The organism is Chenggangzhangella methanolivorans (genome assembly GCF_019797865.1).
Taxonomy (GTDB): Bacteria; Pseudomonadota; Alphaproteobacteria; order Rhizobiales; family Methylopilaceae; genus Methylopila; species Methylopila methanolivorans.
This window is the reverse complement of sequence record NZ_CP081869.1, coordinates 3,345,244-3,362,539: the sequence shown is the minus strand read 5'-3', so window position 1 is coordinate 3,362,539 and position 17,296 is coordinate 3,345,244. Positions and strand designations below refer to the sequence as shown.

The window sequence follows — 17,296 nt, the reverse complement described above, 5'->3', positions numbered from 1 at the left end:
CAGGCCCGGCCCCACGATCGGGACCGGGCCGGGCGAGAGCCCTACATCGCGCTCGACTTCTTCGACTTGGTCGACTTGCTGGACGTTTTCTTTGCGGAGCTCTTCTTGGTCGAGCTCTTCGACATGCCTGCGCCCGATCCGCTCTTGGCCGCGGGCGCGCCGGGGTTCTGCGGGTTCGCTGGATCAGCGAGATTGCCGGCGTTGCCGCTGTTGGCGGCGGATTGGGCGTTGGCGGCGACCGCGCCGCCGAGCGCCAGCGCAGCGGACACGGCGGCGACGCTCAGGAACCTGAAAGTCATCGCGTTTCTCCCTCATCATGTTTTTGGAATGCAGGAGAAACGGTTTTGTATTCGAGCGAGTTCCTCAGATCATCCGAAGGTCTTAGCTCTGACGTCAAAGATCCCGAGCGTCGTTTCGCTTCAGACGCGGCCGCGCGCCGCCATCGCCGAGGCGCCGATGAGGCCCGCGATCGGCGAGGTGACGACCGCGGTCGCGGTCGCGCGCATCATCTCCTCATGAGGAGACTTCGCGTCGAAGGCCGCGCGGAACGCCGCGACGTCTAGCGCCGGAACAAGCCGCGGCGCGACCCCGCCGCAAAGATAGACCCCGCCCTTCGCGCCGAAACTGAGCGCCATGTCGCCGGCGAAACGCGCAAGCATGGTGAGGAACAGCGCGGCCGTCGCGGAGGCTTCAGGATCGCCGTCGAGCGCAGCCTTGGTGACGGCGGCCGGATCGAGGCCGGGGGCCTTGCGCCCTTCGACTTCGGCGAGCGCGTCGTGGAGCCGCGCGAGGCCCGGGCCCGAAACCACATACTCGGCCGAGACGCGCCCGAACCGGCGGCGGAACACGCCGAAAGCCGCGCTCTCATGGGCGTCGACGGCCGCGAACTCAATATGTCCGCCTTCGCTCGGCAGCGGACGCCAACCGTCGTCGCCTTCGGGAACGAGCGACGCGACGCCAAGTCCCGTGCCGGGCCCGACCGCGGCCTTCACGGCGCGGCGCGGGCGGGCGTCGCCGATCAGGATCGTCTCGTCGTTCTGCAGGTGCGGGAGCGAGGCCGCCTGAGCCACGAAGTCGTTCATGATGAGAACGTCAGAAAAGCCGAAGCGTCGCTTCAACGCCTGCGGATCGATCGTCCAGCTCTTGCGGTTGGTGATCCGCGCGCGGCCCTCGTCGTCCACGGGTCCAGCAACCGCGAGCGCCGCCCGATCGGGCTTTTCGCCGGTCTTCTCCAGATAGGCGCCGAGCGCGTCCTCGAAGGATGCGTGGTCGTCGCCGGGCTCGACGTCGATTCTGTCGGGCCGCAAGCCGCCCTTCTCGGCGAGGCCAAAACGGCCGTTGGTGCCGCCGATATCGCCGACGAGGACCGCCATCGCCTCAGCCCAGGTCCACGAGGCGGACGCGCTTCAGCTTCACGTAAGGGCGCACCGCCTCCTCGAAAGCCTGGCCGGCCTCGCAGGTTCCGTGGTTCGCCGCCGCCTCTTCGCTTGCATAGAGCGCGGAGGTGAGAAAGAAGCCCGGCGCCGACGGATCCTCGGCGATCGCGACGCCCCGGCAGCCCGGATCGCCCCGCTCGACCGCAAGAGCGTTTGCGAGCACGGCCGCGCGGAAGGCGGCCGCATGCTGCGGCTCAACCTCGAAGACGGTTGCGACAAGCTTCATCGTCCGCGAGATAGTGCGGCGCCCCCGCCCGCCTAGCGCTTGTCAGTCGCATAGAGACGCCCCATGTCGCTCGCCGCCCCGCTGGTCCCTCAGGATCTCGAAGCCCGTGTCCTTCATCGCGACGGGCTGATGCTGATCATCGACAAGCCCGCAGGCCTTCCAGTGCATGCCGGGCCGAAGGGCGGGCCGAACCTCGAGGCGCTGTTTTCGGGGCTGCGTTTCGGCCTGCCGCGCGACCCGGCGCTCGCCCACCGCCTCGACAAGGACACCAGCGGCTGCCTCGTGCTCGGCCGCCACCGAAAGGCGCTGACGCGGCTCGGCAAGCTTTCTCGTCAGGGCGAGTGGGCAAAACCTACTGGGCGGTGGTGCGCGGCGCGCCCGCGGAGGACGAGGGCCGCATCGAGGCGCCGCTCGCCAAGCGCAGCCCCGATCGCGGCTGGTGGATGGCGGTGGACCCTGCGGGTCTGCCCAGCGTCACCGAATGGCGCGTGAAGGCGCGGGCGCAGGGACTGAGCTGGATCGAGTTCACGCCGCTTACCGGCCGCACCCACCAGATCCGAGCCCACGCCGCCCATATCGGCCTGCCGCTGCTCGGCGACCCGATCTACGGATCCGAACCGGTGGGCGGCGCCGTGCTCCATCTTCACGCCCGCGCCGTCATCGTACCGATGCGCGAGAGCCAGCCGCCGGTCTCAGCTGAAGCGCCGCTGCCGCCCCACATGGCTGCGACCTTCTCGGCCATGGGCTGGAGCGGCTGAGCTTCCGCCTTATGTCGCAGGACGCGTCTTCCCGCACACCGCGCTTTTAGGTTTGAAGATCCATGGCCCGGTGTCTCGTCCTGCTCAATCCGCGCGCGGGAACGCTGAAAGACCTCACAGAATCCTCGGGCGCGCAGGGCCCCTCGGAGAAGATCGCCGAGATCTTCGCGGCGGCCGGCAAGGAGGTCGACGTGCGGATGGTGCCGCCGCGCGACCTTGGGTCGGCGCTGGAGGAGGTCGGCCGCGACCAGACGCACGACGAAGTGATCGTAGGCGGCGGCGACGGTTCGCTGTCGCGCTCGCTCGGGCGCCTGCTCGCGACGGGCAAGACCTCCGGGGTGCTGCCCTTCGGCACCATGAACCTGCTGGCCAACGACCTCGGCGTGCCGCGCGAGATGGACGAAGCGATCGCGGCGCTCGCCCGCGCCGAGCCGAAGCGCATCGACCTCGCCTCGATCAACGGGCGGCCGTTCCATTCGATCTCGGGCCTCGGCTTCTTCGCCCAGATGGCGCGCGCCCGCGAAAACGCCCGCGGGCTGAAGGGCCTCGGCCGCTACGCCGGTTTCTCCTACGCCGCGCTGCGGGCGTTCTTCCGGTCGGGGAGATCGCGCTATCAGCTCGTCGTCGACGGCGCGCCGGTGAAAGTGGAGGCGACCGCGGTGCTCGTCACCAACAACGCCTTCGCGGACGACGAGTGGCGACGCCCGAGCCTGAATGAGGGCGTGATCGAGGTGATCGTCGCGCATTCGGGCGGCTGGCGGCAGCGGTTTCGGCTTGGTCTCGACGTCGTGACCGGCGGCTGGCGCACGAACCCGCTGATCGAGACCTTTCGGGCGACCTCCGTTGTGGTGGAGAAGACCCGCCGCACCCGCGTCTGGGTCGCGACCGACGGCGAGCTGACCCGCGAGCGTTGCCCGGTCGCCTATGAGGCGATGCCGGGCGCGGCGACGATGCTGACGCCGGGACCGGCTGAGGACACGACCGGCGCAGGTCAGCTTTCCGGAGATTGACGGCCGCTGAGCTTCCAGCGAGGCGGCGTCAGATCAACCGTCATGCCCGGGCTTTGCTCGGGCATCCACGACTTGGGCGTAGAGCTCTACGATCCCATTAAGTCGTGGATACCCGCGCTGCCGCGCGGGCATGACGGCCTGCTTGTCCAACGCCGGGCGTGGATCATCCAAGCTCACTTCCCGTAGGAAATCCGCCAGATCGCGCCCGACAGGTCGTCGGAGACCAGCAGCGAGCCGTCGAGCGCCACCGCGACGTCCACGGGGCGCCCCGCATAGCGGCCGGTCTTGTCGTCGAGCCAGCCGTCGGCGAACACCTCCGCCTTGTCGGCCGAGCCGTCCGACTTCAGGCTCACGAACATCACGCGCGCCCCGACCGGCTTGCTGCGGTTCCACGAGCCGTGCTCGGCGACGAAGATCCCACCGCGATACTTCTCCGGGAACTGCTCGGCCGCATAGAACCGCATGCCGAGATCGGCGGCGTGCGCGGCCATCTCCACCTCGGGGAACACGACGTCCGCCGGCGGCTGCTCGTCCTGATACTCCTTGGTGCGCGTCTTGCCGCCGCCATACCAGGGGAAGCCGAAGTTCTGGCCGGCCTTCACGGCGCGGTTGAGCTCGCCCACGGGCTGGTCGTCGCCCATGCCGTCGACCTGGTTGTCGGTGAACCAGAGAACGCGGTCCTTCGGGTTGAACGCCATCCCGACCGAATTCCTGACGCCGAGCGCGAACACCTCGCGGTTCTTGCCGTCGCGGTCCATGCGGATGATCCCGCTCATGCCCTGCTCGTCATAGAGCGGCCGCTTCTCCTTCGGGGTCACGTTGAAGGGCTGGCCGAGCGTTATGTAGAGCTTGTTGTCCGGCCCCACGACGCAGGTGCGGGCGCCGTGGTTGAAGCTTTCCTCGGCCTTCGGGATCAACTGATCGGAGATCACCTCCACGGCGACGTCGGGATTTTCGTAGAAGAACTCGGCCGCAGGGAAGAGCAGCACGCGGTTGTGCTCGGCGATGTAGAGGAAGCCGTCGGGCGTGAAGCACACGCCGTTCGGATTGCTCTTGGCGATCGTCGGCGCGAACTCCTTGACCTCGTCGGCGACGTTGTCGCCGTCGCGGTCGGTCACCGCATAGGCCTTGGTCTTGCGGGTGCCCACGAACACCACGCCGACATTGTTGCCGACCGCCATGTGACGGGCGTCCGGCACGACGGCGTAGAGCTCGACCTTGAAGCCGTCCGGAACCTTGATCTTGGCCGCGAGCGCCTTGAGGTTCTCGGCCTTCTTTCCGGTCTGCTCGACCTCGGGAATGACCGGGCTCCCGCCGGTCGACTGAAAGCCCTGGAGCTTCTTGAGGGCTTCGTCCGACTTGGTTTGGCTGTCCTGCGAAAACGCAGGGACCGCCGTCAGGCACAGCGCGGCGAGCGTCGCCGTCGCGAGACGCGATTTGAACATCGACCGTCCTCCCATGACCGGGCGTCTTTGGCCCGTTGCCTGCGAGAGTGACCGTCTGGCGTGTGGCGTACAACCCAGAAAGACGAAATCGCGCCGTTGCGCCGGCGCCGCTGGTCAGGCCGCGCAGTGCGCGATCAGCTTCCTGACGAAGTCCTCGCACCTGGCGAGCTGGTCTTCGCTGACGAACTCGTCCGGCTTGTGCGCCTCGCCGATCGAGCCCGGGCCGCAGACGATGGTCGGGATGCCGGCGGTCGCCACGAACAGTCCGGCTTCCGTGCCGTAGGCGACTTTCGCGTGGTCGTTGCGGCCGGCGAGGCGCTTGGCCAGCGTCACGATCCCCGTCTCGGCCGCGATCTCGAGGCCCGGAATCTCGGACACCTGCTCGCAGGTGATCCCCGCACGCGCGTCGCGCCCTTTCATCTCGCGCCCGATGGACTCCGCGATTTCGCGGATCTCCTCGGAGACCGCGTCCAGGTCGTCCTCGGCGATGGTGCGGAACTCGAGGTCGAGCGTCGCTTCGGCCGGCACGACGTTCACGGTCGATCCGGCGTTGAACACGCCGACATGGGCGGTCGAGTACGGCACGTCATAGAGCCCGTCGCGCGGGCCCGTCGTTGCGAAGCGCTCGGCGATGCCGGTGGTCGCCGTCACGATGCGGGCGGCGTATTCGAGCGCGTTGACGCATTCGGGCGCGCGGGAGGAGTGGCCGCCGAGCCCGTGGGCGCAGAAGCGGAAGGTGCGCTTGGCCTTGTGGCCGATGACCACCTGCATGCTGGTGGGCTCGCCCACGATGCAGCCCGCGGGCCGCACGGGGCGCTTGGCGAGCTCCTTCAGGAGATCGCGCACGCCGACGCAACCAACCTCTTCGTCATACGAGAAGGCGAGATGCAGCGGGACCTTGAGGTCGGCCGCCAGCATCTCGGGGACGAGCGCGAGGCAGACGGCGATGAACCCCTTCATGTCGCAGGCGCCGCGGCCGTAGAGCAGCCCGTCCTTCCGCTCCATCGCGAAGGGGTCGGTGGTCCAGTTCTGGCCGTCGACCGGCACGACGTCGGTGTGGCCGGAGAGCACGTAGCCGGCCTTGTCGGCCGGCCCGATGGTCGCGAACAGGTTCGCCTTGGTCCCGGTCTCGTCCGGCGTGCGCTCGCACGCGACCCCGTGCCCGTCGAGATAGGCCTCGACGTGGTCGATCAGCGCGAGATTGGAGTTCCGGCTGGTCGTGTCGAAGCCGATCAGATGGCCGAGATGCTCGATCGTCGCGTCGGAAGCCATGGGGCGGGGGCTTGCGTCCTGAGAGTGGGAAACAGCGTGCCGTCCCGTCTTACGGCTTCGCGGCGCCGATCTGAACCCCCGTGGGGTTGCGGAACGCGTGGCGGGCCGCGGCGTTCGGGCACAGGAGAGATGAGGGAGACAGGCGATGGCGCAGGCTTATCCGGTCGGATCGACGGTCAGCTGGTCGTGGGGACAGGGCGAGGCCAAGGGCAAGGTGACGGACGTGTTCAAGACGCGCGTCCAGCGCACCATCAAGGGTTCGAAGATCACGCGCCGGGCGAGCGAGAAGAACCCCGCCTACCTCGTCGAGCAGAGCGGCGGCGACCGGGCGCTGAAGTCGCACTCAGAACTCACGAAGGGCTGAGAAGAACGCCCGGACCGCCGCAGTCACCCCGCGCCTGCCCCGGGATCCAGAACCGACGCGCTCTGGGATCTGGTTCGGCCGTCTCGGTTCTGGGTCCCGGCTCTTCGGCCGGGATGACGGGCGGGGGGCGGCCCGCCGGAAACTCTCCATGAGTCCCATCTCGGGTTTTCGGATCGCCGATCGGGCCTATGTGCCCAAGCCCTGATCTTGGCGAGCCCCATCGCCGCAAGAGTGAAGCCGCGACGTCGCGCGGCGCTTCGAGGCCCATGTCCGTCGCTTCCCGCTGGCTCGCTCCGCTTGTTCTGCTGATCTTCGCAGTCGTCGGGGGCTTGCCCGCCGGCGCTCAGGAAGCCCCTCCCGCACAGGCGCAAGCGACGCAGGCGCCCGCGGACGTCGACGCGCTCATCCGTATCCTGGAGGACGAGAAGGCCCGCGCGGCGCTGATCGAGCGGCTGAAGTCGGCGACGCCGGCCGAGGCGGCGCCCGCCAAGCCCGCCGACGCCGCGAAGACCGCCGGCGACGGACCGGTGGCCGCGCCCGACCAGAAGGCCGCGGTGGACGCCGCCAAGTCCGCCGAAGGCACCGCCGAACCGACATTCGCCCGCCGCGCCGCCGAATACACGCGCAGCATCGCCGAGCGCGGCGCGGCGCTCGCGGCCGCCAGCACGACGCTGATCTCCGACCTCGTGAGCATCGTGACGGGCGCAGGAAGCGGACACGGCTTCGACTGGGGACGTCTGACCGCGGTCGCGCTCACCATCGCGGTCACGTTCGGCGCCTTCATCGGCCTGAGGACGATCGGCATTCCGTACTACCGCTGGATCGGCCGGCGCGCGGCCGACGCCGGCGTCGTCCAGCGCGTCGTGCTGGTGATCGCGAGCGTGGTCGTCGACGCTCTCATGGTCGCCATCGCCTGGGGCGCGGGCTACGTCTTCGCGCTGCAGTTCGGCGCCTTCGGCGTCATGAACATCCAGCAGACGCTCTATCTCAACGCCTTCTTCGCCGTGGAGCTCGCCAAGGTCGCGCTGCGCGCGGGCCTCTCGCCCGTGCAGCCGACGCTGCGCGCGATCCCGATCGGCGACGAGGCGGCGGCCTACTGGTATTTCTGGCTGTCGCGCATCGTCTCGACGCTCGGCTACACGTTCCTGTTCATCGCCCCGATCATCGCCGCGGCGGTGACGCCGGGGGCCGCCCAGGCGCTGCGCGTCGTGGTGGCGTTCGCGACGCTGATGATGGCGGTCGTGATCGTCCTGCAGAACCGCGAGCGGGTGCGAGAACGCCTCGCTGGAAAATCCGAAGCGACCAGCGGCGACGCGCTCACCGCCTTCTACGGCTTCCTCGCCAAGTTCTGGCACTGGGCGGCGCTCGGCTGGCTGTTCGCGCTGTTCGTCGTCTGGCTCGTCAATCCGAACGAGGCGCTGCCCTTCATGGCGGCGGCGACGCTGCAGACGCTTGTCGCCATCGTCGCCGGCGCGCTCGCGACCGCCGTCATCTCGCGCCTCATCGCTGGCGGCATGTCGCTGCCGGGCGACGTCAGGGCGCGACTGCCCGCCCTCGAAGGGCGCCTCAACGCCTTCGTGCCGGCGATCCTCAAGGTGGTGCGCATCGTCGTTCTGATCGTCGTGCTGCTCGCCATCGCGCAGAGCTGGGCGCTGCTCGACCTTCTGGGCTGGCTCTCGACCGAAGCCGGCGCGCGCTTCGCGACCTCGACCATCACGGCCGCCATCATCGTGCTGGTCGGCGTCGCGGTCTATCTCGGCGTTTCGTCCTGGATCGAATATCGGCTGAACCCCGAATTCGGCCATGTGCCGACCGCGCGCGAAAAGACGCTGCTGACCCTCTTCCGCAACGCCTTCTCGATCATTCTCGTGGTCATGGTCGCGATGCTGGCGCTCGCGCAGCTCGGCGTCGACATCGCGCCGTGCTCGCCGGCGCCGGCGTCATCGGCCTCGCGGTCGGCTTCGGCGCGCAGACGTTGGTGAAAGACATCATCACCGGCGCGTTCATCCAGTTCGAGAACGCGATGAACACCGGCGACAACGTCAAGGTCGCGGGCGTGCAGGGAACGGTGGAGCACCTCACCATCCGCTCGGTCGGCATCCGCTCGATCGACGGCACCTACCACCTGATCCCGTTCTCGTCGGTCGACGCCGTCTCGAACGCGACCAAGACCTTCAGCTATCACCTCGCCAAGATCGGCGTCGCCTATCGCGAGGACATCCCCTTCGTGAAGCAGGCGCTGCGCGACGCCTTCGATCGCCTGAAGGAGAGCGAGCATGGCGCGACCATCATCGGCCCGTTCGAGCTGCACGGCGTCACGGAGTTCGGCGACAACGCCATCACGGTCCGCTGCCGCATCAAGACCAATCCGGGCCAGCAATGGGCGACGGGGCGCGCCTTCAACGAGATCGTGAAGGAGATCTTCGACGAGCGGAACATCGAGATGCCGTTCCCGCACGTCACCCTCTATATGGGCGAAGACCGCGAGGGGAACGCGCCAGCGCTGCGCGTGAAGGGCGACGGCGAAGCGCCGCTGCTCGCCGTGGCGGAGCGTCGCGGGCCGCGTGGCGGCCGCGGATCGGACCACGTCGAGCGCCTCGACGGCCCCGACGATTCCGATGGCGACGCCGCCGGCCCGTAACGGTCTACCGGTCCGCGCGTCCGCAGGCTCATGCTTGCGACCAAGCCTCTCGCATGGCTCGGCATTCGTGCTAGCGTTGCGTCCTCGGGGCGAGAACGGACGCTTTTCCCAGCGGCCGGCTGAGGCCCCGCGAGTTCTGGGCCGGCCCTCGGATGTCTTACGTAACGTCGCGTCTTCTCGGCAGATTCGCGCCTGAGACGGCCGCCGGAGACGCGCGTCCGGATCTCGCCGCGCTGATCGCCGAAGCGCCGGCGATCGTTTGGGCGGCCGGACCCAACGGCGAGACCGAGTTCGTCAGCGAGCGCTGGCGGGAGGTCACGGGCACCGCGCCGCTCGGCGACTGGGTCGAGGCGATCCACAAGGACGACTTCGACGAGCTGGTCAGGGACTGGCGCGGCTGCGTCGCAAGCGGCGAGCCTTTCGAGAACGAGCACCGCATCCGCGTCCGGGACGGAACCTGGCGGCGTTTCCTCGCCCGCGCCCGCCCCTCGCGCGACGCCGACGGCGCGATCGTGCGCTGGGTCGGCACGCTGATCGACATCGAGGATCTGGTCCGCGACCGCGAGGCCGCCGGCGCCCAGCTCGCCAAGCTCGTCGAAGCCCAGACGGTCGACCTCGAGGTCGCCGAGCGGCGCTTCGCCAACGAGGTCGAGGGACGAGCGAGCGACCGCCGCGCCCGCCGCGACGACGACGCGCTCTACGCCGCCTATCTCGACAACACGACCGACGGCGTCTTCGTGGTCTCGTGCACGCCCGGGCGGCCGATCCTGGTCGAGACCGTCAACCGCACGATGGAGCGCGCGCTCGGCATCTCGCGGCTCGTCATGCGCTCGCGCAAGATCTCCGACATTCTTCCGCGCGAAACCTCCGAGCGGCTGGAGGGCGCGATCGAGGCCTGCGCGATGTCCGGCGAGTCGGCGCGCTACGAGCAGGTCACCGAGCTCGACGGCGAGGAGCGGGTCTTCGAGATCGCGCTGTCGCCCGTGTCGTCTTCGGACGGGCGCACCGTGCGCGTCGTCGGGTCGGCCCGCGACCTCACCGAGCGACGCAAGTCGGAGCAGCAATTGCGTCAGGCGCAGAAGATGGAGGCCGTGGGCCAGCTCACCGGCGGCGTCGCGCACGACTTCAACAACCTGCTTCAGGTGGTGAAGGGCAATCTCGAGCTGCTTGCGAGCGAGCTCGCCGCCGTCATGACGCCCTCGATCGAGCGGCGCCTGCGCGACGCGACCGCAGGCGCGGACCGCGGAGCCAAGCTCACCCGGCAGTTGCTCGCCTTCTCGCGCCGCCAGCCGCTCGCCCCGCGCCCGACCGACGTCGGCGCGCTGGTGACCTCCATGGCCGACATGCTCGACCGCACTCTCGGCGAAACCGTCGAGGTCGAGATCAGCCGCGACGCCGGCGGCTGGACCGCGCTTGTCGACCCGGCCCAGCTCGAGAACGCGGTGCTCAACCTCGCGATCAACGGCCGCGACGCCATGCCGGACGGCGGACGGCTCGCGATCGCGGTCCGGCATCTGCCCGCGGGCCTGAGCGGGTCCGAGCGCATCGAGATCGCGGTGACCGACGCCGGCGTCGGCATGAGCGAAAGCGTGCTGGCCCGCGTTTTCGAGCCGTTCTACTCCACCAAGCCCGAAGGGCGCGGCACGGGTCTCGGCCTGCCGCAGGTGCAGGGCTTCATCGAGCAGAGCCACGGCGAGATCGAGATCCAGAGCGCGCCGGGCCGCGGCACCACGGTGCGGCTCAGCCTGCCGCGCAGCGCCGCCGAGGCGGTCGTGGACCCGGACACCGATGGCGAGGCCGACGAGCCTCCGCGCGGCGCGGGCGAGCGGATACTGCTGCTCGAGGACGACGAGGCGGTGCGCAGCTCCGTCGCCGACCTGCTGACGGCGCTCGGCTACCAGGTCGAGCCCACGGCCACGACCCGCGACGCGACGCTGCTGCTCGAGGCCGGCCGGGCCTACGACCTGCTCCTGTCCGATGTGGTGATGCCGGGCCAGCCCTCGCCGCCGGACTTCGCGCGCCTCGCCCGCGCCAAGCTTCCGACGCTGAAAGTCCTGTTCATGTCGGGCTACGCCGAGAACGTCATCGTGCATCAGGGCCGCGTCGACGCCGACGTGCATCTCATCCAGAAACCCTATCGCAGCGACCAGCTGGCCCGGAAACTGCGCCAGTTGCTCGGAGAGCCCGCCGCGACCGAAGCCGCGCCCTCGCGGCCGCTCGAGATCCTGCTCGTCGAGGACGAGCCGCTCATCGCCATGAGCCTCGTCGAGCTTCTCCAGAGCTTCGGCCACAAGGTCACCGAGGCGCGCAACGGCGCGAAGGCCAAGGCTGCGATCTCGGACGGGGCGAAGTTCGACCTGCTTCTGACCGACCTCGGCCTGCCCGACATCGACGGACAGGCGCTCGCCGAATGGGCGCGCGTCGCACGCCCGAGCCTGCCCATCCTGTTCTCGACCGGCCGCGACGACTTCGAGCCGCCCCCGACATTGCTCGAAGGCGGCCCGACGGCGGTGATCGTGAAGCCCTTCGACGCCGAGAGCCTGCGCGCCGCCATTTCGGCCTGCGCGTAGACGCCCGCTCACGGGCCCTTGACCCGCCGCGGCGCGGGGTGCATTCGACGGCCCTCTCTCGGGCGGGGCCCTCTCCCGCCGCATGACCCGACGGGCCGGCATGGAACTCGACACAATCGAAGACGCGATCGCCGCGATCGCCGCGGGCGAACTCGTTGTCGTGGTGGACGACACCGACCGCGAGAACGAGGGCGACCTCATCATGGCGGCCTCCAAGGCGACGCCAGAGGCCCTCGCCTTCATGGTGCGGCACACGAGCGGCATCATCTGCGCGCCGATGACGGCCGAGCGCGCCGACGAGCTCAACCTCGCGCCCATGGTCGCCAACAACCGCGACCCAATGCGCACCGCCTTCACGGTGTCGGTCGACTACAAGGTCGGGCTCACCACCGGCATTTCGGGCGAGGAGCGCGCCAACACGGTGCGCGCGCTCGCCTCCGACAACGCGATCGGCTCCGACTTCCTGCGGCCGGGCCACATCTTCCCGCTGATCGCCCGCGAGGGCGGCGTGCTGACCCGCTCCGGCCACACCGAGGCCGGGGTCGACCTCGCGACCCTTGCCGGGCTGCCGGCCGTCGGCGTGCTGGCCGAGGTCGTCAATGACGACGGAACGGTCAAGCGCCTGCCGGAGCTCATCGAGTTCGCCAAGGAGCACAAGCTCAGGATCGTCTCGATCGAGGATCTGATCGACCACCGCTCCCGCGCGAGACCTTCGTCCGGCGCATCGACCGGTTCGAGCGCCGCATCGGCGGGCTCGACGCGACGATCACCATCTACGAGACCCCGTTCGAGCAGACCCAGCATCTCGCGATCACGGTCGGGGACGTCGGCGGGGAGAAGCCGGTCCCCTGCCGCATCCATCGCGAGCACCTGCTCTCCGACCTGCTGCGCGGCGCCGCGACCTCCAAGGGCTGGCTCGACAACGCGCTGGCGCGCTTCGGCGACACCGGGCGCGGCGTCTTCGTGATGATCCGCGACCCCGCCGTGCTGCGCGACGCCGCCGAACCGGACGCCGCCCCGGCCGACGCCGCCGAGGAGAAGCACATGTCGGCCCGCCAGCGCCGCGCGCGCTGGCGCGAGATCGGCGTCGGCGCGCAGATCCTGCGGGATCTCGGCGCCCGCAAGATCTCGCTGCTCGCCGGCCATGAGCGCCAGTTCGTCGGCCTTGCGGGCTTCGGCGTGTCGATCGAGAAGACCGAGATCGTCGACGAGTAAGCGCGACCGCCCGGCGCCCGCGCCCTTCCTGTCCGGCCCCCAAGCCGAAATTGGCGGCAGAGCTCAGTCCGGCGCGACCACCACTCTCGCGCCGACCCGCTCCATCGCCGCGATCTGGGCGGGTTCGGCGCGCGCGTCGGTGACGAGGGTCCAGCGCGACGGCAGCGGGCCCAGGCCGACTGCTCGGCGCGGCCGAGCTTGGTCGCGTCGGCGAGAACGACGACGTCGGCCGCCTGATCCATCATCAGCGACTTCAGCGCCACCTGGTCGAGGCTCGCCTCGCAGAGGCCCCGGCCCGCCACCACCCCGTCGGCGCTGGTGAAGACGCGGTCGGCGGTGAGGCGGCGCATGCCCTCCACCGCCAGCGGACCGACCGCGCTCATGCTGGTCGGCCGGATCGTCCCGCCGAGCGCGACGAGTTCGACGCCGCTCTCGCCCGCGAGCACCGGCAGCAGAGCGAGATTGTTGGTGACGACCCGGCAGCGCCGGCCCTTGAGCAGCGCGCCGAGCGCGGCGACCGTCGAGCCCGCGTCGAGGATCAGCGTCTCGCCGTCCTGGACGAGCGCGACGGCCGCGCGGGCGATCGCGCGCTTCTCCGCGCCGTTGACGCCGATCCGCTCGCCGAGCGTCGGCTCGGGCGCGCGCTGGCTGAGGATCGCGCCGCCATAGGTGCGGGTGACGGCGTTCTCGCGCGACAGGCGCTGCAGGTCGCGCCGCACCGTCGAGGGGGATACGTCGAAGCGCCGCGCAAGATCGTCGACGTCCGCCTCGCCCGAACGCAGGGCCTCGAGGAGGAGCGATCGACGTTCCCTGCTGCGCATCAAGTCGACGGCTCCATGTGTTCGCGGCCCGCCAGTCTACCGGCGGACGGGCGGCCGAACCAACGCGGCCGCTCGCCCCAGCCGCGGCGCCCGGCGCCGCGGTCGGTCAGTCAGGCCGCGCGCTTGGGCGCGAGGCCGACGGCCTGCCGCAGCGCCTCCACCATCGAGCCGTCGTCGGCGATCCCCTTGCCCGCGATGTCGAAGGCGGTGCCGTGGTCGACCGAGGTGCGGATCACCGGCAGGCCGACCGTGATGTTCACGCCCGCTTCCAGCCCCAGCACCTTGATCGGGCCGTGACCCTGATCGTGATACATCGCGACCACCATGTCGTAGTCGCCGCGGCCGGCGAGGAAGAACAGCGTGTCGGCCGGCAGGGGCCCACGCACGTCCCAGCCCTTGGCCTGGCACTTTTCGACCGCCGGCGTGATCTTGGCGGCTTCCTCGCCCTGGCCGAACAGGCCGTTCTCTCCCGCATGCGGGTTGATGGCGCAGACGCCGATCTTGGGGTTCTGGACGCCGGCCTTCACCAGCACGTCGTGGCCGCGCGCGATGACGCGCTCGACGAGGCCGGGCTCGATCTTCGCGATGGCGTCGATGAGGCCGATATGGGTCGTGACGTGGATCACGCGCAGCTTCGGCGACACCAGCATCATCGAGACTTCCGGCGTGCCGGTGAGATGCGCCAGCAGCTCGGTGTGGCCGGGGAACTTGTGGCCGGCGGCGTGGAGCGCCTCCTTGGAGAGCGGCGCGGTGCAGATCGCCTGCGCGGCGCCGGCCTCGACCACGCGGACCGCCTTCTCGATGTAGCGGTAGGCCGCCTCTCCCGAGACCGGCGACATCTCGCCGAACGGGTGGTCCTTCGGCACGAGCTTCAGGTCGAGGCACTGGACCGCACCGGCGGCGTAGCGCGCCTGGCCGGCGTCCTGCAGCGAGTCGACCCTGAGCGAGGATCCGACGATCTCGCCCGCGGCCTTGAGGCGCTCTGCGTCGCCCACGACCAGCGGCTCGCACATGGCGTGGACCTCCGGATGGGCGAGCGCCTTCATGATGATCTCCGGCCCGATGCCGGACGGATCGCCCATGGTGATCGCGATGGTCGGGCGGGTCACGCGAAGCTTCCTTCTGTTCGAACGGCCTTGAGGCGTTCGGCGATGCGGGTGATGCTCATCTCGTCTCCGAACGCCCCGGCCTTGGTGGCGATCGGAACCGACAGCTCCCCGAGCGTGAGGCCGAGCGAGACGCCCGGCTCGATCTCGTCGGCGAGCCGGATGCCGGTAACGCCGAAGCGGCTCAGCAGGGCCGCGGCGGTCTCGCCGCCGGTCGCCGCGAACGCGCCGACGGCGGGGGGGACCGCTTCGAGCGCGCTTGCAAGACCGGCGGCGAGGCTGGCCCCGATGGACATGTCGACGGACTCGCCCATCAGGATCTCGACCAGAACATCCTCGCCGGCGCTGAGCCGACGAGCGACGTCCCGGCCGAGATCCGCGCGGCCGTCACGGTCTCCTGCGAGCAGAACCTCGGGCGAGGCCGGAACATAGGAGACCGCTCCGGATTCGACGAGCTTGCGCGCGCCGGACCGCGAGCTTGCGGCGAGCGAACCCACCACGATCAGGGTGCCGTTGGCGGTCGGCGCGAGCCTCGGGCTCGGCGTCGGCTCCAGCGGCGCGACGGCGGCGAGCGCATGGGCGAGGCCCGCGCTGCCGATGAAGAAGGGCTGGGTCGACAGCGCGAGGCTCGCCTTGGCGACAGCCGCGAGATCGGCGTCGCTCTCGGCGTCGCAGACCGCGACGACGTCGCCCTTGGCCGCGATCGACTCGAGCGCGGCGACGAGCGCCGCCTCCTCGCCGCGCACGACCGGGAGCAGAACCTTTTCGGCCGCGACTTCGGCGGAGGCGAGCGCCTCCGTCAGGTCGGCGCTGTCATAGGTGTGGTCGCGCTTCCAGGTTTCAGTGTCCTCGAGCGCGCCGCCGGAGACGAGGATGCGCCCGTCGACCGTGGTGCGCCCCGTGGCCGGGAAGGCCGGCGCGAACACGCCGAAACCCGACCGGCCATGCGAGCGCAGATGCGCGATGGTGGCGGCGGTTTCGGCCGCCGGCTGCCCACGAAGCGTGGAGTCGATCTTCTTGAACAGGACCCGGTCCCGTTCGAGATGCTCGGAGAGCGCGCGGACGTGGCGGCGGCCCGCCGCCTCGCCCGTCATGCCGCGGCTGTCGGCGTCGTAGGAGAACACCGGCGGCCGCGAGCCGCGATCGTCAGTCGCGACGCCCCAGCTGACCGCCGCGGCGAGGCCGCGACGGCCGAACGCGATGGCGCAGTCCGCCGCGCCCGTGAGATCGTCCGCGAGGATCAGCCAGCGACCGGACATGTCGTCAGCGGCCCGGCTGCGCCTGGATCGGCGAGGCGACCGGCTCGGCGGCCGCAGGCGCCTCTCCGGTCGCGTCCGGATCGGCCGGACGGCCGAACTTCTTGTACGTCCAGGCGGTCGCGATCGGGCAGAGGATCGCGGTGACCACGACGCAGGCCGCCACGAGCACGGTCGCGTGGGTCGCGGCCTCCGCATAGGCCGGGTTCGCCGAAGCGACGATCGCGGGGACGGCCGCCGCGTTGCCCGCGGTCGAGGCCGCGGCGACGCCGGCGACGCCCGTTCCGCCCGTCAGGCGGTCGGCGAAGAACAGCGGGATGCCGGTGATCACCACCACGCCGACGCCCATGGCGAGGCCGAGGAGGCCGGCGGTCCAGACCTTGGAGAGGTCGAGGTTCGCGCCAAGCGCGAAGGCGAAGAACGGGATCATGACCGGGACCGCCTTCGAAAGGAACTCGCGCATCTCACGGTCGAGATTGCCGATGATCATGCCGACGACGAGCGGCAGGATCGCGCCCATCATGACCTGCCAGGGGAAGGCCGAGAGACCCGCGACGCCGAGCGTCAGCATGGTGAAGAACGGGCCGCTTTCCAGCGACATGATGGTGTAGGCGCCCACGTCCCGCGGACGGCCGTACTGGCCCATCAGCGCCATGTAGAGGCCGCCATTGGTGTCGTTCATCGCGGCGACGATGGCGAGCGTCGAGATGCCCGCGAAGATGCCGAAAGAGACCGGCCCCTCGCCCAGGAACTGGCCGGCGACCACGCCGAGGACGACCGCGATGCCGACCTTGGTGAACAGCAGCGTGCCGCCCTTCTTCACAATGTAGGGGGTGGCGCGGAAATCGATGCTCGCGCCCATGCAGACGTAGAACACCGCGAGGATCGTCAGGGCGCCGGAGAACAGCGCGCCGGTGAACGAGCCGAAGAACTTCGGCGTGCCGGGAAAGAACGTCGCGATCAGCGCGCCGATGAGCAGCGGCACGACCATCATGCCGCCGGGCACGCGCTCGATCGCCCGCTTGATGGGGACCTGCATGTTCGTCTCCTCCATGCGCGCTTTGCGCATTTTTTGGGCTCTAGGCCGGGCGATCGCGCATTTCTGCCGCCGCTAAGTGCGTATTCGCGCGAACTATGCAGCCTGTCAATCAGTATGCGCGGTTTGCGCAAATTTTG

Annotated in this window: 13 protein-coding genes and 3 pseudogenes; 7 read left to right on the top strand and 9 right to left on the bottom strand. The window is 69.9% G+C overall.

Annotation, left to right across the window (positions count from 1 at the left end; all coding sequences use genetic code 11):
* Positions 1-41: 41 nt before the first annotated feature.
* The 3 genes from K6K41_RS17650 to K6K41_RS17640 form a co-directional block, all read right to left on the bottom strand.
* Positions 42-299, bottom strand: a complete 258-nt coding sequence (locus tag K6K41_RS17650; RefSeq protein ID WP_261401598.1) for a hypothetical protein — start codon at positions 297-299, stop codon at positions 42-44.
* Between the two features lie 120 nt (positions 300-419).
* A complete protein-coding gene (gene glk / locus K6K41_RS17645; protein WP_261401597.1) occupies positions 420-1,373 on the bottom strand; it encodes a glucokinase in 954 nt (317 codons plus the stop codon).
* Positions 1,374-1,377: 4 nt separating this feature from the next.
* The gene (locus K6K41_RS17640; RefSeq protein WP_261401596.1) at positions 1,378-1,662 is read right to left on the bottom strand and encodes an antibiotic biosynthesis monooxygenase; all 285 of its coding nucleotides are present in this window, start codon (positions 1,660-1,662) and stop codon (positions 1,378-1,380) included.
* Between the two features lie 63 nt (positions 1,663-1,725).
* Between K6K41_RS17640 and K6K41_RS17635 the strand changes: the two are divergent.
* Positions 1,726-2,420: pseudogene (locus K6K41_RS17635) on the top strand (RluA family pseudouridine synthase).
* A gap of 62 nt (positions 2,421-2,482) precedes the next feature.
* Positions 2,483-3,430, top strand: coding sequence for a diacylglycerol/lipid kinase family protein (locus K6K41_RS17630; protein WP_261401595.1), 948 nt, complete (start codon positions 2,483-2,485; stop codon positions 3,428-3,430).
* Positions 3,431-3,603: 173 nt separating this feature from the next.
* Here the strand turns inward: K6K41_RS17630 and K6K41_RS17625 are convergent, their stop codons facing one another.
* Positions 3,604-4,875, bottom strand: coding sequence for a PQQ-dependent sugar dehydrogenase (locus K6K41_RS17625; protein ID WP_261401594.1), 1,272 nt, complete (start codon positions 4,873-4,875; stop codon positions 3,604-3,606).
* A 114-nt stretch (positions 4,876-4,989) separates the two neighbouring features.
* Positions 4,990-6,147 (bottom strand): acetylornithine deacetylase, encoded by a 1,158-nt coding sequence (gene argE, locus K6K41_RS17620; RefSeq protein ID WP_261401593.1) that lies wholly within the window; start codon positions 6,145-6,147, stop codon positions 4,990-4,992.
* A 145-nt stretch (positions 6,148-6,292) separates the two neighbouring features.
* Between argE and K6K41_RS17615 the strand changes: the two genes are divergently transcribed.
* From K6K41_RS17615 to ribB, 5 genes and pseudogenes are all read left to right on the top strand, one after another.
* Complete coding sequence (locus K6K41_RS17615; RefSeq protein ID WP_261401592.1) at positions 6,293-6,511, top strand: hypervirulence associated TUDOR domain-containing protein; 219 nt, start codon at positions 6,293-6,295, stop codon at positions 6,509-6,511.
* Positions 6,512-6,777: 266 nt separating this feature from the next.
* Complete coding sequence (locus K6K41_RS17610) at positions 6,778-8,493, top strand: mechanosensitive ion channel protein MscS (protein WP_261401591.1); 1,716 nt, start codon at positions 6,778-6,780, stop codon at positions 8,491-8,493.
* Positions 8,433-9,152: a mechanosensitive ion channel family protein gene (locus K6K41_RS17605; protein ID WP_261401590.1), complete on the top strand. Its 720-nt coding sequence runs from the start codon at positions 8,433-8,435 to the stop codon at positions 9,150-9,152. Before K6K41_RS17610 ends, K6K41_RS17605 begins: the two co-directional genes overlap by 61 nt.
* A 152-nt stretch (positions 9,153-9,304) precedes the next feature.
* Positions 9,305-11,722, top strand: a complete 2,418-nt coding sequence (locus K6K41_RS17600) for a hybrid sensor histidine kinase/response regulator (protein ID WP_261401589.1) — start codon at positions 9,305-9,307, stop codon at positions 11,720-11,722.
* A 100-nt stretch (positions 11,723-11,822) separates the two neighbouring features.
* Positions 11,823-12,937 (top strand): annotated as a pseudogene (ribB, locus tag K6K41_RS17595) (3,4-dihydroxy-2-butanone-4-phosphate synthase).
* Between the two features lie 230 nt (positions 12,938-13,167).
* On the opposite strand, the pseudogene K6K41_RS17590 reads toward ribB, so the two are convergent.
* The 4 genes and pseudogenes from K6K41_RS17590 to K6K41_RS17575 all read right to left on the bottom strand — a co-directional run.
* Positions 13,168-13,758, bottom strand: a pseudogene (locus K6K41_RS17590) (DeoR/GlpR family DNA-binding transcription regulator); the annotation flags it as partial.
* Positions 13,759-13,868: 110 nt separating this feature from the next.
* On the bottom strand, positions 13,869-14,867 hold the full coding sequence (gene pdxA / locus K6K41_RS17585) for a 4-hydroxythreonine-4-phosphate dehydrogenase PdxA (RefSeq protein WP_261401588.1): 999 nt from the start codon (positions 14,865-14,867) through the stop codon (positions 13,869-13,871).
* The gene (locus tag K6K41_RS17580) at positions 14,864-16,123 is read right to left on the bottom strand and encodes a four-carbon acid sugar kinase family protein (RefSeq protein ID WP_261401587.1); all 1,260 of its coding nucleotides are present in this window, start codon (positions 16,121-16,123) and stop codon (positions 14,864-14,866) included. The genes pdxA and K6K41_RS17580 overlap by 4 nt, the downstream gene beginning before the upstream one ends.
* Positions 16,124-16,127: 4 nt before the next feature.
* Positions 16,128-17,159: a 2-keto-3-deoxygluconate permease gene (locus K6K41_RS17575; RefSeq protein ID WP_261401586.1), complete on the bottom strand. Its 1,032-nt coding sequence runs from the start codon at positions 17,157-17,159 to the stop codon at positions 16,128-16,130.
* Positions 17,160-17,296 lie beyond the last annotated feature (137 nt).

Bases quoted from the DNA above. Each gene is read 5' to 3' on its own strand.
- argE (WP_261401593.1), bottom strand. From the start codon at position 6,147: ATGGCTTCCGACGCGACGATCGAGCATCTCGGCCATCTGATCGGCTTC.
- K6K41_RS17640 (WP_261401596.1), bottom strand. From the start codon at position 1,662: ATGAAGCTTGTCGCAACCGTCTTCGAGGTTGAGCCGCAGCATGCGGCC.
- K6K41_RS17580 (WP_261401587.1), bottom strand. From the start codon at position 16,123: ATGTCCGGTCGCTGGCTGATCCTCGCGGACGATCTCACGGGCGCGGCG.
- K6K41_RS17630 (WP_261401595.1), top strand. From the start codon at position 2,483: ATGGCCCGGTGTCTCGTCCTGCTCAATCCGCGCGCGGGAACGCTGAAA.
- K6K41_RS17625 (WP_261401594.1), bottom strand. From the start codon at position 4,875: ATGTTCAAATCGCGTCTCGCGACGGCGACGCTCGCCGCGCTGTGCCTG.
- K6K41_RS17650 (WP_261401598.1), bottom strand. From the start codon at position 299: ATGACTTTCAGGTTCCTGAGCGTCGCCGCCGTGTCCGCTGCGCTGGCG.
- glk (WP_261401597.1), bottom strand. From the start codon at position 1,373: ATGGCGGTCCTCGTCGGCGATATCGGCGGCACCAACGGCCGTTTTGGC.
- K6K41_RS17600 (WP_261401589.1), top strand. From the start codon at position 9,305: ATGTCTTACGTAACGTCGCGTCTTCTCGGCAGATTCGCGCCTGAGACG.
- K6K41_RS17610 (WP_261401591.1), top strand. From the start codon at position 6,778: ATGTCCGTCGCTTCCCGCTGGCTCGCTCCGCTTGTTCTGCTGATCTTC.
- K6K41_RS17615 (WP_261401592.1), top strand. From the start codon at position 6,293: ATGGCGCAGGCTTATCCGGTCGGATCGACGGTCAGCTGGTCGTGGGGA.
- K6K41_RS17575 (WP_261401586.1), bottom strand. From the start codon at position 17,159: ATGCAGGTCCCCATCAAGCGGGCGATCGAGCGCGTGCCCGGCGGCATG.